The following is a 14,003-nucleotide window of genomic DNA, read 5'->3' on the forward strand; positions in this document are numbered from 1 at the left end:
GCCTTCTACCTTTCTGTCGTGCTGGCGATCAGGTCCGCCGAGGTGTCTCGGTCGAGCCGGCCGTCGGCGATGATCGTGGTCACTCGTCTGGTCATCGACTCGGCGATGACCAGTGGGCGTTCCCAGGCGAGCGCCGGGCCGATCCCGGGATACTCGCGAACCCGGACGAACCAGGGGTCGGTCGAGCCGTGTTGGGCGAACACCAGGGTCCAGTCCCGGCCCTGCGGCGTGGTGCCGGTCATCGCCACCCACGGCGCGCGGCTGTGGTTGACCCGGTCCTCGCCGTCGAGGTGCTCGGTGAAGACCGTGCGGGCGGTGGCCGAGCCGGGCGCGCGCCAGAAGAACCCGCCGTAGCCCGCGCCGGACCGGCCCTTGGTGGCCGAGCTGCGGATGGCCAGCGGGGTGTCGGTCAGGTTGGTGAGGGTGAAGGTGAAGTCCAGCACCCAGCAGGTCCCGTCGAGCCGGGCCGCGGTGATCGTGCGCTCCTCGCCCAGGATCGGGTCGCCCGCCGGGTCCAGCCACTCCAGGTGCTCGCCGAGCCGGTCGGCCTCCCTGCGGGCGAACCGCAGGTGTCGCTGGCGGCCGTGGTCGTCGCGCCAGGTCGGCCCGGCGTCGGGCACGTAGGTCCGGCCGCCCCAGAAGTTCACCCCGCCAACGTCGGCGATGGCCACGCCGACGCCGAGGTGGTGCACGTGGTCGGCCGGCGTCACCTCGCTCACCTCGATGCCGCCGAGGGTGCGTACCGGGTGCAGGTGTGGCCGAGGCGCGGCGGTCACCGGGAGGTCCACGCGCCACCGGTAGCGCGCGACGGTCCGGTCGGCGACCCGCAGCACCTGCTCGGCGGGCGCCCACGGCACGTCCAGCTCGGAGTACAGCGCGAGCCGCTGCGCGCTGCGCGCGGTCACCTCGGCGATGCCGGGCAGCACCCGGCCGACGGTCTGGCCGGTCTCGTCGCGGCGGAGCTGTTGGAGGCGCTCCGGGATCGCCACCGGCTCGGCGGCCAACCGCACCGCCTCCAGGACCTGGGTGAAGGCGCCGGTCCTGGCCAGCGGGACGAGCAGCTGCGCGTCGGCGCGGACGTGGTCGACGAGGTTCTCCAGCAGGTCGGTCCTGGCGTGGGAGGTGGTGGTCGGCTGCCCGTTCGCCGGGACGACCTCGACCTCGTCGCGGGTGTAGACCAGGCTCGCCCGGCCGGCCTCGCCGTGCACCAGCAGGTAGGGCTCGTGGCGGCGGGGCGCGCACAGTGAGACCGCGACGGTGATCACCAGCCCGGTCGGCAGCCGCAGCCGCACGCACGAGGTGTCGTCGGCCTCGATCGGGTTGGCCCGGTAGAGCTCGACCTCGATCTCCGCGACCGCGCCGAGTTGTTCGGCCTCCACCACGGCCAGCGCGGTGGCGATCGCGTGCGCGAACGGGTTGGTCAGCGCGCCGTCGGTGACCGCGTGGCCGTCCAGCGTGCGCCTGCCAGCCCAGGGCACGCGGCCGAAGTAGCTGGCCGGGCGCTCCCAGGCCCCGGCCACGCCGATGCCGGTCACCCTGCCGAGGTGGCCGCCGGCGATCAGCTTGCGCAGGAAGGGAATCGCGTCCGAGCCGAGGGTCTGGAAGCCGACCTGGCAGGCCAGTCCGGTGTCCCGCACGGCGTTCGCGATCACCTCGTGGTCGGCGAGGCTGGGTGCCGGCGGTTTCTCCAGCAACAGATGCGATCCCGCGTGCAGCGCGGCGACCGCGAGTTCGGCGTGCGTGTGGATCGGCGTGACCAGCACGGTGATCTCCGCACCGGTCCGCCGGATCAGCCCGGCCAGGTCGCTGGACTGCGCCGGCGCCCCCAGCCCGGCCAACGCCTCCTGGTCCACCGGCCGCACGTCACACACCCCGACCAGCTCGACCACCCCGGCCCCGGCCAACCGCCGCAGGTTGTCCAGATGCCACCACCCGTGCCCACCGGCACCGGCCAACACCACCCGAGCAGCCCTCACCACGCCCCCCAACACACTCGACCCCGCCGCTCTCGGTTCCCACCGCAGCGAAGGGTCCCTTCGCTGCACTGGCCGCAGTGAAGGGACCCTTCGCTGCGTTCCGGCTGGCGGGTCACCCCTTCACCGCCCCGGCTGACAGGCCCTGGACCAGGTAGCGCTGGATCACGGCGAACACCAGCACCACCGGGACCGCGGCCACCACCCCGCCGGCGGCCAACGCGCCGAAGTCCACACTGAACTCGCCGAGGGTGAACGCGAGCCCGACCGGGATCGTGTACTTCTCCTGCTCGCTGACGAACATCAGCGCGAACAGGAAGTTGTTCCAGCTGTGGATGAACGCGAACGAGCCCACCGCCACCAGCCCCGGCCGCAGCATCGGCAACACCACGATCAGGAACCCCCGCAGCCGCGAGCAGCCGTCCACCCAGGCGGCCTCCTCCAGCTCGACGGGCACGTTGCGGATGAACCCGCTCAGCAGGATCAGCGACAGCGGGAGCTGGAAGACCGTCTCCGCGATCACCAGGCTCCACAGGCTGTTCACCAGCTCGAGCGTGCGGAACACCTCGAACAGCGGGATCAGCATCATCGCGCCGGGAATGAACTGCGTGCACAGCATCGCGACCATGAACGCCGTCCGGCCGCGGAACCGGTAGCGGGCCAACGCGTACCCACCGGCCAGCGCGACCACCGTGGTGGCCACCAGCGCGGCCAGTCCGACCTTGAGGCTGTTGGCGAAGAACACGCCGAACCCCAGCCCGTTCCACACGGTCTCGAAGTTCTCCAACGACATCGGCCACGGCAGCAACGAGGTCGACCCCCGCGGCCGCACCGCGAAGACCAGCATCCAGTAGAAGGGCACCAACGTGAACAGCAGGTACAGCCCCAACGGCACATAGATCTGCCACCGGCCGACACGCAGCGCCTTGTTGACCCTGGCCGGCGGCGACTGTCCCGCCTCCCCGGATTTAACTGCTGTGGTTGCCTTGCGTTGGCGCCTTCCGGTTCGGTACGTGTCGGTGGCTGGGTTGCGTTCCGTTCCCCTTAGGTGCGGTTGGGAGCCACGTGGCTCAGGCGAGCCGTGGGATGGCCGCAGGTCGCCCGGTGATACTGATTCGGTCGCGGGGTCGTTCATGACTTGGCTCCGAACTTGCCCATCCGCAGATAGGCGACCGAGAAGAACGTCAGGATCACGAACCCGGCGGTGGTGAGCGCCGAGCCGTAGCCGAAGTCCTGCGACTGCACCGCGGTGGAGGCCACATACAGCGGCAGCGTGGTCGTCTGGTGCGCCGGCCCGCCGCCGGTGAGGGTGTAGAGCAGGTCGACGTTGTTGAACTCCCACACCGCCCGCAGCAGCGTGGACAGGATGATCGCGTCCTTCAGGTGCGGCAGCGTGACGTGCAGGAAACGCCGGAACCGGCTCGCCCCGTCCACCGCGGCCGCCTCGTAGAGATCCCGGGGAATCGACTGCAGGTCGGCCAGCAGCAGGATGGCGAAGAACGGCACCCCGCGCCACAGCTCGGCCAGCACCGCGGCGGCGAAGACGGTGTCCGGGTCGGCCAGCGGCGCCGCGCCGTAGTCCATCAGCCCGAGATCGGCCAGATATCGGGAAAGCCCGGTCGTCGGGTTGTACAGCAGCACCCAGATGCCGGTGGTGAGCACGCCGGACACCGCCCACGGCGAGAACACCATCGCCCTGGCCATCGCCCGGCCGATGAACGACTCGTTGACGATCAGCGCGAGCGCGAGGCCGAGCACCAGCTGCAGCGACACCTCGACCACGACCCAGCGCGCGGTGAACCCGAGGCTCTGCCAGAACAACGGGTCGTCGGTGAGCATCCGCTGGAAGTTGTCCAGCCCGGCGAACCCGTCCTCCCACGGCTTGCTGAGGTTGTAGTGCCGCAGGCTGTAGTAGACGACGCTGGCCATGGGGTAGACCAGAAACCCCAGCATCGCGACCACCGCGGGCGCGATCAGCAGGTAGGGCGTGCGTGGTCCGCGCCGGCGACGTGGTCGCCGCACGCTCACCTCACCGACTGCCATGCCCATCGTCCCTTCTACCCGGCGGACCGTCGACCCGCCAGAACAGGACGAATGGCCGGAAATCCCGCTCCGTCCGTCCTCATCGCATGAGCCAAAGATTAGGTAGGAACGTGTGGACAATTGCGTAGAGCGTGTGGACTATGGCGTCCGTCGGCGAGCGATGCGGTCTTCGGTCGTGCGCACCTTGCCCCGACGCGTTGTCCGCGGACACCGGTGCTGGCTACCGTTTTTCCGTGGAGCCGTCGATCTCGCTGAGCACCGACCTCGCCGCCGACCCGGAGGTCGTGTGGGCGCTGGTCACCGATCTGCCGCGAATGGGCCGGCTCAGCCCGGAGAACGTCGGCGGCCACTGGCTCGACGGCGCGACCGGCCCGGCGCTGGGCGCGCGGTTCCGCGGCACCAACCGCAACGGCGACCGGCAGTGGTGGACCAGGGTCCGGGTGGTCGTGTGTGAGCCGGGCCGGCGCTTCGCCTTCGACGTGCGCACCCCGTTCGGTGTCCGGGTGTCCCGCTGGGCCTACGAGATCACGCCGACGCCGGCAGGCTGCCGGCTCACCGAGAACTGGTACCGCGTCGGCAGCTGGTTCGTCCGCCGCTTCCTCGGCCCCCGGGTCACCGGCCGGGCCGACCGGCCCGGCTACAACGTCAGCTCCATCGAGCACACCCTGGCCGCGGTGAAGGCCACCGTCGAGGGCCAGCGCGCCGCCTGAGCCCAACCGCCCGCGTCTGGGTAGCGTTGAGGCGCGGAGGACGGGAGCGGCGGATGGCGCAGACAGAACAGACCGAACACACCGGGCGCGGCGGCCGGCGCTGGGCGTTCGCGGGGATCATGATCACCGCGGTGCTGCTGTTGTTCGGCGTGCCGTGGTGGACGTTGGCGCTCGGGCCGAGCTGGCCGGGCGCGGTGTTCGTCGTCGCCACCGTGGTCCTCACCGTCGGCGCGGTCGCGCTGCCGTTGTTGATGAGGTTCGGCCACCGACGCGGCGACGACCGCGCGGCCAGGGTCGGCGACACCCTGCTCGGCGTGATCTGGGTGCTGTTCGCGTGGTCGGTGCTCGGCATCCTGGCCAGGATCGTGCTCTGGCTGGCCGGGGTCGACGACCCGGCGCGCTCACGGATCGTGGCGGTCGCGGTACTGGTGATCGCGGCCGTGCTCGTGGCCTGGGGTGCGGTCGAGGCGATGCGGGTGCCCAGGATCCGGCGGGTCGACGTGTGGCTGTCGCGCCTTGGCCCCGGCCTGGACGGCACCACGGTCGCGCTGCTCGCCGACACCCACTACGGCCCGATCGACCGGACCACCTGGTCGCGGCGCACCGCCGAGGCGGTGAACGCGCTGGCGCCCGACATCGTGGCCCACGCCGGGGACATCGCCGACGGCACCGCGACCGAACGCCGCGAACAGGCCGCGCCGCTGGGCACCATCCGCGCCCGGCTGGCCAAGGTCTACGTCACCGGCAACCACGAGTACCTCGGCCAGGCACAGGGCTGGCTCGACCACATGACCGAGCTGGGCTGGCAGTCGCTGCACAACCGGCACGTCGTGGTCGAGCGCGGCGGCGACCGGCTGGTCGTGGCCGGCATCGACGACGCCACCGCCGGCTCCTCCGGCCTGCCAAGCCACGGCGCCGACCTCGCCGGCGCGCTCACCGGCGCCGACGCCGACCTGCCGGTGCTGCTGCTCGCCCACCAACCCCGGCAGGTGGCCCAGACCAGGGACCTGGTCGACCTCCAGGTCTCCGGGCACACCCACGGCGGCCAGATCTGGCCGTTCCACTACCTGGTGCGCATCGACCAGCCCACCGTGCACGGCCTGTCCCGCCACGGCGAGCGCACCCAGCTGTACACCACCCGGGGCGCCGGCTTCTGGGGGCCGCCGCTGCGGATCTTCGCGCCGAGCGAGATCAGCCTGCTCACGTTGCGCCGCGCTCTGCCATGATGCGCTGACCACTCCGGATGCTCGAGCCGTGAGGAGAGCACCATGCCGTTGCTGCGGGACCTGTTGGACGCGATCGGCGACCGCCGGATCGAGGTCGTCGACCTGACCGCGCCGCTGTCGGCCGACACCCCGATCCTGGCGCTGCCGGAGCCGTTCGCGAACACGATTCCCTTCCAGCTGGAGCAGATCAGCCGCTACGACGAGGCCGGCCCCGCCTGGTACTGGAACAACATCCACACCGGCGAGCACACCGGCACCCACGTCGACGCGCCGGTGCACTGGGTGTCCGGAAAGGACGGTGTGGACGTCTCCCGGCTGGCACTGTCCCAGCTGATCGCGCCCGCCGTGGTGCTCGACGTGTCCGATCGGGTGGCCGCCGACCCCGACCACCTGGTCGAGATCGACGACATCCGGGCCTGGGAGCAGACCAACGGCCAGCTGCCGACCGGCGGCTGGCTGCTGGTGCGCACCGGCTGGGACGAGCGGTCGACCGACACCGAGCGGTTCCTCAACGCCGACGAGCACGGCCCGCACTCCCCCGGCCTGTCCGCCGCGTGCGCGCGCTGGCTGGCCGAGGAGACCCCGATCGCCGGCCTTGGCGTGGAGACCGTGGGCACCGACGCCGGCGCGGCCCACGGCTTCGACCCGCCGTTCCCCTGCCACAGCCACCTGCTGGGCGCCGGCAAGCTCGGCCTCACCCAGCTGCGCAACCTCGACCGGCTGCCGGCGACCGGCGCGGTGGTGGTGATCTCACCGCTGCCGATCGTCGGCGGGTCGGGCAGCCCGGCCAGGGTCTACGCGCTGATCGAGCGGTGACCGGGAGATGATCGTCGCCGATCTGGTCGGCGCGACGCTGGCCAGGCTCGGGGTCGCGCAGGCCTTCGGCGTGGTCGGCAGCGGCAACTTCGCGGTGACCAACGCGTTGCGCGCCAACGGGGTGCCGTTCGTGGCGGCCAGGCACGAGTGCGGCGCGGCGACCATGGCCGACGCCTACACCAGGATGTCCGGGCGCCCGGCGGTGGTCACCACCCATCAGGGCTGCGGGCTGACCAACGCGCTGACCGGCATCGCGGAGGCGGCCAAGAGCCGGACCCCGCTGCTGGTGCTGACCGGCGACACGCCGAGCGCGGCGGTCACCTCGAACTTCCGGATCGACCAGGACGCGGCGGTCACCGCGATCGGCGCGGTGGCCGAACGGGTGCACTCGCCGGCCACCGCGGTCGCCGACACCGTGCGCGCCTACCGCCGCGCGGTGCACGAGCGCCGGACCGTCGTGCTGAACCTCCCGTTGGACGTGCAGGCCGCGCCGGCGGCGGAGTCCCCGTTCGTGGGGCCGCCGTCGCCGACGACGGTCCGGCTCGACGCGGCGGCGGTCGCCGACCGCGCGGCGTTGCTCGGCGCGGCGCGCAGGCCGGTGTTCGTGGCCGGGCGCGGCGCGCGGGCGGCGGGGTCGGAGCTGCGGGAGTTGGCCGGCGTGGCCGGGGCGTTGCTGGCCACCTCCGCGGTGGCCAACGGGTTGTTCGCCGGCGACCCGTGGTCGGTTGGCATCTCCGGCGGGTTCGCCTCCCCGCTGGCCGCCGAGCTGATCGCCGCGGCCGACCTCGTCGTGGGCTGGGGCTGTGCGCTCAACGCGTGGACCACCCGGCACGGCACGCTGATCGGCCAGGACACGAAGGTGGCCCAGGTCGACCTCGACCCGGCCGCCATCGGCGCGCACCGGCCCGCCGACCTCGGGGTGCTCGGCGATGTGGCGTCGACCGCGCGGGATGTGCTGGGCGAGCTGTCCCCGCGCACCGGCTACCGCACCGGCGAGGTCCGCGCCCGGATCGCCGCGCGGGGCCGGTGGCCGACCGTGCCGTTCACCGACGAGTCCACTGTGGACCGGATCGATCCGAGGGCGCTGAGCGTCCGGCTCGACGAGCTGCTGCCGGCGGAGCGGATCGTGGCGGTCGACTCGGGCAACTTCATGGGCTACCCGAGCGGTTATCTGGCGGTCCCCGACCAGCACGGGTTCTGTTTCACCCAGGCGTTCCAGTCGATCGGCCTCGGGTTGGCCACGGCCATCGGCGCCGCGCTCGCCCGCCCCGACCGGCTGTCGGTGGCCGCGCTCGGCGACGGCGGCGCGCTGATGAGCGTCGCCGAGCTGGACACCGTGGTCCGCCTGGGCCTGCCGATGGTGATCGTGGTGTACAACGACGACGCCTACGGGGCGGAGGTGCACCACTTCGCCGGCCAGGACCTTGGCGCGGTGCGCTTCCCGGACACCGACATCGCGGCGATCGGCGCCGGCTTCGGCTGTGTGGGGCTGACCGTGCGCACGGTCGCCGACCTCGACGGCCTGTCCGTCTGGCTGGCCGGCCCGCGCGACCGCCCGCTGCTGATCGACGCGAAGATCACCAGCGACGGCGGTTCCTGGTGGCTGGCCGAGGCGTTCCGGTGACGTTCCAGTGACGTTCCACTGACGGCACGGAAACTTGTCCGCCACCACCCGGGTTACGCACTATCGCGGTATGACTCCAGAAGAGGTACGGCGCGACGCCACCGGGCCGACCGCGGGGCTGGCGATGGGGTACACCCAGGCGAACCTGATCGCCCTGCCCGCCGACCTGGCCTACGACATGCTGCTGTTCGCCCAGCGCAACCCTGGCCCGTGCCCGGTGCTGGACGTGACCGACACCGGCAGCCGGCACACCGTGCTCGCCCCCGGCGCCGACCTGGCCACGGCCATCCCCCGCTACCGCGTCTGGCGCGCGGGCACCCTGGTCGACGAGCCACACGAGGCGACCGCGTACTGGCGCGCGGACCTGGTCGCGTTCCTCATCGGCTGCAGCTTCACGTTCGAGAGCGCGCTGGCCGCCGCCAACATCCCGCTGCGCCACCTGGACCAGGGCACCAACGTGCCGATGTACGTGACCGACCGCGCCTGCCGCCCCGCAGGCTCGCTGCACGGCCCGCTGGTCGTGTCGCTGCGGATGATCCCGGCCCCGCTGGTCGACCTCGCGGTGCGGATCAGCGCCCGGATGCCGGCCGTGCACGGCGGCCCGGTGCACATCGGCGACCCCGCCGCGCTGGGCATCACGAACCTGGCCACCCCCGACTTCGGCGACCCGGTCACGGCCCACCCCGGTGACGTGCCGGTGTTCTGGGCCTGCGGCGTGACCCCGCAGGCGGTGCTGATGGCCTCCCGCCCACCGTTCGCGATCACCCACGCCCCCGGCCACATGCTGGTCACCGACGTGCTGGACACCGAGTACGCGATCGCCGCCGTTTAGGGTGCACCCGTGACCGACAACCACTTCCTGCCGACCGCCACCGCCGTCGAGGAACAGGCGCGCGGCGCCACGATCGCGCTGTTACCCGTCGGCAGTTTCGAGCAGCACGGCGCGATCCTGCCGCTGAGCACCGACACGGTCATCGCGGTCACCGTGGCCAGGGCGATCGGCGAAGCCACCACCGTGTTCGAGCTGCCACCGGTCACCATCTCCTGCTCACACGAGCACGCCGGCTGGCCGGGCACGGTCAGCATCTCCGCGGCCACGCTGTACGCGATGGTCAACGACATCGCCGCCTCCCTGCGCGCACAGGGCGTCGACAAGCTCGTGCTGGTCAGCGGCCACGGCGGCAACTACGTACTTGGCAACGTCGTCCAGGAGGCCAGCGCCGCTGGCCACGCGATGGCGCTGTTCCCGACGGAGAACGACTGGGACCGGGCCAGGCGCGCGGGCGGGGTCGAGCTCACCGCGGTCAGCGACATGCACGCCGGGGAGTTGGAGACCTCGATCCTGCTGCACGCCCACCCCGAGCTCGTGCGGCCCGACTACGCCGAGCACGACCAGCTGGCCGACGACCGCGACCGGTTCCTCACCCTCGGCCTGGCCCCCTACACCGAGTCCGGCGTGATCGGCCGCCCCTCCCTGGCCTCGGCCGCGAAGGGCAGGGGCGCGTTGCGCAGCTTGGTCGACTCGTTCGCCGGTGTGGTCGACGCACTCGACAGGTGCGGCAGGTAGTGGCCGAGCCGTTCACGTTTGGTGGCCAGGTAACCGAGGTTGTCCTGGCTGGGCTCGATCAGCAGCGGCACCCGCTCGCTGATCCGGATTCCCTTGGCCCGTAACGACTTCACCTTCTGCGGGTTGTTCGACAGCAACCGGATCGACGGCACCCCGAGATCGTTGAGGATGTCCGCGGCGACGTCGAAGCTGCGCGCGTCGACCGGCAGGCCGAGCGCGACGTTCGCCTCGACGGTGTCCATGCCGTCCTCCTGCAGCCGCATCGCCTTGAGCTTGGCGACCAGCCCGATCCCCCGGCCCTCGTGGCCGGTCAGGTAGATCACCACGCCCGCGCCGGCCGCGACGATCTCCCGCAGCGACGCGCTGAGCTGCTCGCCGCACTCGCAGCGGGTCGAGCCGAAGACGTCGCCGGTGAGGCATTCGGAGTGCACCCTGGTCAGCGGGCTGAACCCGGTGAGGTCGCCGTGCACCACCGCCATGTGCTCGTTGCCGAGCTGGTCGAGGTACCCGACCGCGCGGAACTCCCCGTACTTCGTGGGTAGCCGAGTCTCGTCGGCTCGAACGATCGAGTCATCCCGTTCGATGTCGGCCAGATCAGTCATGCACCCTCTCCCGTCGGACCATCAGCATCAGCGCCCCTGGCAGGCTCGCGACCAGGCCGAGCAGCCCGTAGGCGACGGCGGCGGTGAGACCCTGCGCGGCGCCGAGCCCGGCGGCGGCGAACATCAACGCGGTCACCCCCTCCCGCGGCCCCCAGCCACCGATGTTGATCGGCAGCCCCATGGCGAGCAACGCGACCACCACGATCGGCAGAAGTTGGTGGGCCGACTGGTCGGCGCCCGCCGCCTTCATCGCGATCAGGAACAGCGTCACGTGCCCGGCGAGCGCCAACGCGGACAACAGCGCGACCCCGGGCCACGCGTCGCGAGCCAGCAACCCGGTACGCACGTCATCGACCGTACGCCGCCAACGGGACTGCGCCCCGATCAATTTACGTGCGAGAACGAAGGCGACCACCAGCACCGCGACCCCGCCGAGCACCGCGAGCCCGACCTCGCGCGCCGGTCCGGCGACCAGCACCACGATCCCGGCGGCGATCACCACCGCCTGTCCGGCCATCCGCTCGAGCACCACCGCGCGCACGCCGGCGCCGACGTCGCCCTCCTCCTTGCCGTGGCGCACCGCGCGTTGCACGTCGCCGAGCACCCCGGCCGGCAGCACCGCGTTCAGGAACAGCGCCCGGTAGTAGTCGGTGACCGCCCGGCCCAGCGGCAGCCGCAGCCCGAGGCGGCGGGCCACCAGACACCAGCGCCCGGCGCACAGCACCGTGGTCGCCAGCCCGATGCCGAGCGCGGCCACGATCTCGACGCCCGAGATCACCCGCAGCCCGTCGACGAACCCACTCGCGCCGAGCTTCCACACCAACGCGCCGACGATGCCGACACCGACGAGCAGCTTCACCCACGCCCACAACCGTTTGGTGTCCCGGCGGCCGGTCGTGCTCGGCGGCGCGGGGACCGGCTCCGGTCCGACGGGCAGGTCCGGCAGTTCGGCCGCCGGCCGCTCCAACATGGCGGTCACCAGGGCTCACCCCCAAGCTGGTCGAGTACGGCGGTCAGTCGGTCGCCCGCGGCGTCCCAGCCGTCGAGTTCCCGTTTGCGGGCGACCTCCCGGAGGCGTTCGCGTAGCCGGGGTTCGGTCAGCCACCGGCGCAGCGCGGCGCTCAGCGCCGGCACGTCGCCGGGGGGCACCAGCAGGCCGGGCACCTCGCCGCTCGCGGTCTGCCCGAGGGTTTCCGGCAGCGCGTCCACCGCCGTGGTCAGCACCGGGATGCCGCGGGCGAGTGCCTCGGTGACCGCCATGCCGTAGGTCTCCTGCCGCGAGGGCAGCACCAGCAGGTCCGAGGAGTGGAACAGCCCGTCGAGCTGTGCGCCCGGCAGCGCGGGCACCGCGCCGGACAGGGTCATCCGCCCGGCGAGCCCGTGGTCGTCGATCAGGCCACGCAGCCGCTCGACGAAGTCCGGGTCGCGGTGCACCGACCCGACGCACTCGCAGGTCCACGGCAGGTCGGCGATCCCGGCGAGCGCCTCGACGAGCAGGTCCTGGCCCTTGCGCGGAATGATCGCGGCCACACACAGCAGCCGGGACCCGTCGGCGCTGCCGGCGGCGACCGGCGCCTGGTCGGTGCCCGGCTCGACGACGTACACCCGTTCGGCTTCCAGCCGGTGCAGCCCGATCAGCCGCCGCCGCGCCCACCCGCTGGTGGTGACCACCGCGAACGCCGCGCGCAGGGTCTCGCGCTCCAGCGCGTCCAGTTCGGCGGCGCGCTCGGTGGGCAGGCCGGTCTCGTCGCCCAGCGGCAGGTGCAGCAGCACCACCAGCCGCAGCCGCCGGGCGTGCGGCACCACGACCGCCGGCACGCCGCAGGCCACCAGCCCGTCGACCAGCACGATCGAGCCGTCCGGCACCTCGGCCAGCGCGCGGTCCAGCGCGACCCGGGAGGCGGTGTCCGGCGTGGGCCAGGACCCCGCGACCGGCACCGGCCGCAGGGCGGCGACCTCGCCGATGCGCCGGTCGTAGATGTTGCCGCCGCTCGCGTAGTTGACGTCGTCGACGTCGGCAGGCACGACGAAAGGGATCACAGTGCGGATCACACTGGCCGCCGGTAGCTCGCCCACGCGACGTGGGACTCGCGCAGCGTCACCGACAGCTCGGCCAGCCCGCGCGCGCCGTCGCCGAGCTGGCCGTCCTGGATCCGCTCGACCAGCCGGTCGGCGATCACCTTGGCCAGGAACTCGGTGGAGGTGTTGACCCCGACGAAGTCGGGCAGCTCGTCGAGGTTGCGGTAGTTGAGCTCGCCGAGCACCTCGGCCAGCCGGGCGCTGGCCAGGCCGATGTCGACGACCAGGTTGTCGGCGTCGAGCTCGGCTCGGTGGAACGTGGCGTCCACGACGAACGTGGCGCCGTGCAACCGTTGCGCGGGCCCGAACACCTCGCCGTGGAAACTGTGCGCGACCATCATGTGGTCCCGGACGGTGAGGCTGAACACCCGCGCCTCCTGCTGTGTCGGTTACGTGTTGTCGTAGCTAACACGGACACAGAGCGCGGTCAGTTCAATCTTGTTCAGCCGGTTCAGTACGGCCGGTAGCTCGGCGAACCGGCACTCGCCGGTGATCAACGCGTCGAATCCGGGGTCGGCCAGCAGATCCATGGCCACCGCCAGTCGCTGCGCGTAGTCCCGGCGGCCGCGCTGGGCGGGCGAGATCATGCCCACCTGACTGGCGCGGATGGTGAGCCGGCGGGAGTGGAACCACTCCCCGAGCGGCACGCTCACCCGCTGGTCGCCGTACCAGCTCAGCTCGACCACGACGCCCTCCGGCGCGAGCAGCTCCAGCGAGCGGGTCAGCCCGGCCGAGGTCGCGCTGGCGTGCACGACCAGATCGCAGCCGTCCCGCGCGGTGTCCGGCGTGGCGAACTCGACGCCGAGCGCGTCGGCCAGCACGGCCCGCCCGGGGTTGGTGTCCACCAGCTGCACCCGCGCGGCCGGGATGCCGGCGAGCACCTTGGCCACCGACGCACCGACCATGCCCGCGCCCACGACCGCGATCCGGTCGCCGACCAGCGGGCGCGCGTCCCAGGCGGCGTTCACCGCGGTCTCGACGGTGCCGGCGAGGATCGCCCGCTCCGGCGGGACGCTGTCGGGCACGGGCGTGACCGCGGTGGCCGGCACCACATACCGGGTCTGGTGGGGGTACAGGCAGAACACCGTCCGCCCCAGCAGGTCGGCCGGCCCGTCCTCGACGACGCCGACGTTGAGATAGCCGTACTTGACCGGCGCGGGGAACTCGCCCTCCTGGAAGGGCGCCCGCATGGCGGCGTGCTGGCTGGCCGGCACGCCGCCGCGGAACACGAGCGTCTCGGTGCCCCGGCTGACCCCGGAGTACCGGGTCCGCACGAGCACCTCGTCCTGGCCGGGGGTGGGGACGTCGACCGGTCGCAGCTCGCCGCGACCGGGTTCACTCAGCCAGAACGCATGATCCATAG

13 protein-coding genes and 1 pseudogene are annotated in these 14,003 nt (G+C 72.3%); 6 read left to right on the forward strand and 8 right to left on the reverse strand.

The genetic code is table 11. The features are described 5' to 3' along the window. Positions 1-5: 5 nt before the first annotated feature. The 3 genes from ACYVIP_RS15165 to ACYVIP_RS15175 all read right to left on the reverse strand — a co-directional run bounded on the left by ACYVIP_RS15165 (position 6) and on the right by ACYVIP_RS15175 (position 4,016). Positions 6-1,979 carry a DUF6807 family protein gene (locus ACYVIP_RS15165; protein ID WP_460396525.1) on the reverse strand — a complete coding sequence of 658 codons (1,974 nt, stop codon included), beginning with the start codon at positions 1,977-1,979 and terminating at the stop codon, positions 6-8. 109 nt (positions 1,980-2,088) lie between these two features. Next, the gene (locus ACYVIP_RS15170) at positions 2,089-2,868 is read right to left on the reverse strand and encodes a carbohydrate ABC transporter permease (RefSeq protein WP_460396527.1); all 780 of its coding nucleotides are present in this window, start codon (positions 2,866-2,868) and stop codon (positions 2,089-2,091) included. A gap of 236 nt (positions 2,869-3,104) precedes the next feature. Next, positions 3,105-4,016, reverse strand: coding sequence for a carbohydrate ABC transporter permease (locus ACYVIP_RS15175; protein ID WP_460396529.1), 912 nt, complete (start codon positions 4,014-4,016; stop codon positions 3,105-3,107). A 233-nt stretch (positions 4,017-4,249) separates the two neighbouring features. Between ACYVIP_RS15175 and ACYVIP_RS15180 the strand changes: the two genes are divergently transcribed. From ACYVIP_RS15180 to ACYVIP_RS15205, 6 genes are all read left to right on the forward strand, one after another. After that, complete coding sequence (locus tag ACYVIP_RS15180; RefSeq protein WP_460396531.1) at positions 4,250-4,726, forward strand: SRPBCC family protein; 477 nt, start codon at positions 4,250-4,252, stop codon at positions 4,724-4,726. A 53-nt stretch (positions 4,727-4,779) separates the two neighbouring features. Continuing rightward, on the forward strand, positions 4,780-5,952 hold the full coding sequence (locus ACYVIP_RS15185) for a metallophosphoesterase (RefSeq protein WP_460396533.1): 1,173 nt from the start codon (positions 4,780-4,782) through the stop codon (positions 5,950-5,952). 42 nt (positions 5,953-5,994) lie between these two features. Then, positions 5,995-6,768: a cyclase family protein gene (locus ACYVIP_RS15190; protein WP_460396535.1), complete on the forward strand. Its 774-nt coding sequence runs from the start codon at positions 5,995-5,997 to the stop codon at positions 6,766-6,768. Between the two features lie 7 nt (positions 6,769-6,775). Next, positions 6,776-8,392, forward strand: coding sequence for a thiamine pyrophosphate-binding protein (locus ACYVIP_RS15195; protein ID WP_460396537.1), 1,617 nt, complete (start codon positions 6,776-6,778; stop codon positions 8,390-8,392). A 70-nt stretch (positions 8,393-8,462) separates the two neighbouring features. Continuing rightward, positions 8,463-9,224, forward strand: coding sequence for a putative hydro-lyase (locus ACYVIP_RS15200; protein WP_460396539.1), 762 nt, complete (start codon positions 8,463-8,465; stop codon positions 9,222-9,224). Between the two features lie 9 nt (positions 9,225-9,233). Then, positions 9,234-9,959: a creatininase family protein gene (locus ACYVIP_RS15205; RefSeq protein ID WP_460396541.1), complete on the forward strand. Its 726-nt coding sequence runs from the start codon at positions 9,234-9,236 to the stop codon at positions 9,957-9,959. Between the two features lie 50 nt (positions 9,960-10,009). On the opposite strand, the pseudogene ACYVIP_RS15210 reads toward ACYVIP_RS15205, so the two are convergent. From ACYVIP_RS15210 to ACYVIP_RS15230, 5 genes and pseudogenes are all read right to left on the reverse strand, one after another. Then, positions 10,010-10,561 (reverse strand): annotated as a pseudogene (locus ACYVIP_RS15210) (GTP cyclohydrolase II); the annotation flags it as partial. Next, complete coding sequence (locus ACYVIP_RS15215; RefSeq protein ID WP_460396957.1) at positions 10,554-11,531, reverse strand: lysylphosphatidylglycerol synthase transmembrane domain-containing protein; 978 nt, start codon at positions 11,529-11,531, stop codon at positions 10,554-10,556. The pseudogene ACYVIP_RS15210 and the gene ACYVIP_RS15215, both read right to left, overlap by 8 nt. Positions 11,532-11,536: 5 nt before the next feature. Beyond that, positions 11,537-12,601 carry a glycosyltransferase gene (locus tag ACYVIP_RS15220; RefSeq protein WP_460396543.1) on the reverse strand — a complete coding sequence of 355 codons (1,065 nt, stop codon included), beginning with the start codon at positions 12,599-12,601 and terminating at the stop codon, positions 11,537-11,539. An 8-nt stretch (positions 12,602-12,609) separates the two neighbouring features. Then, the gene (locus tag ACYVIP_RS15225; protein ID WP_460396545.1) at positions 12,610-13,008 is read right to left on the reverse strand and encodes a 6-pyruvoyl trahydropterin synthase family protein; all 399 of its coding nucleotides are present in this window, start codon (positions 13,006-13,008) and stop codon (positions 12,610-12,612) included. Between the two features lie 21 nt (positions 13,009-13,029). After that, positions 13,030-14,001: a zinc-dependent alcohol dehydrogenase gene (locus ACYVIP_RS15230; protein WP_460396547.1), complete on the reverse strand. Its 972-nt coding sequence runs from the start codon at positions 13,999-14,001 to the stop codon at positions 13,030-13,032. Positions 14,002-14,003: the final 2 nt, after the last annotated feature.

The sequence above is a fragment of the Actinophytocola sediminis genome (genome assembly GCF_054779715.1).

Coding starts and splice junctions, on each gene's coding strand:
- ACYVIP_RS15185 (WP_460396533.1), top strand. CDS start 4,780: ATGGCGCAGACAGAACAGACCGAACACACCGGGCGCGGCGGCCGGCGC.
- ACYVIP_RS15195 (WP_460396537.1), top strand. CDS start 6,776: ATGATCGTCGCCGATCTGGTCGGCGCGACGCTGGCCAGGCTCGGGGTC.
- ACYVIP_RS15190 (WP_460396535.1), top strand. CDS start 5,995: ATGCCGTTGCTGCGGGACCTGTTGGACGCGATCGGCGACCGCCGGATC.
- ACYVIP_RS15175 (WP_460396529.1), bottom strand. CDS start 4,016: ATGGCAGTCGGTGAGGTGAGCGTGCGGCGACCACGTCGCCGGCGCGGA.
- ACYVIP_RS15215 (WP_460396957.1), bottom strand. CDS start 11,531: ATGTTGGAGCGGCCGGCGGCCGAACTGCCGGACCTGCCCGTCGGACCG.
- ACYVIP_RS15230 (WP_460396547.1), bottom strand. CDS start 14,001: ATGGATCATGCGTTCTGGCTGAGTGAACCCGGTCGCGGCGAGCTGCGA.
- ACYVIP_RS15200 (WP_460396539.1), top strand. CDS start 8,463: ATGACTCCAGAAGAGGTACGGCGCGACGCCACCGGGCCGACCGCGGGG.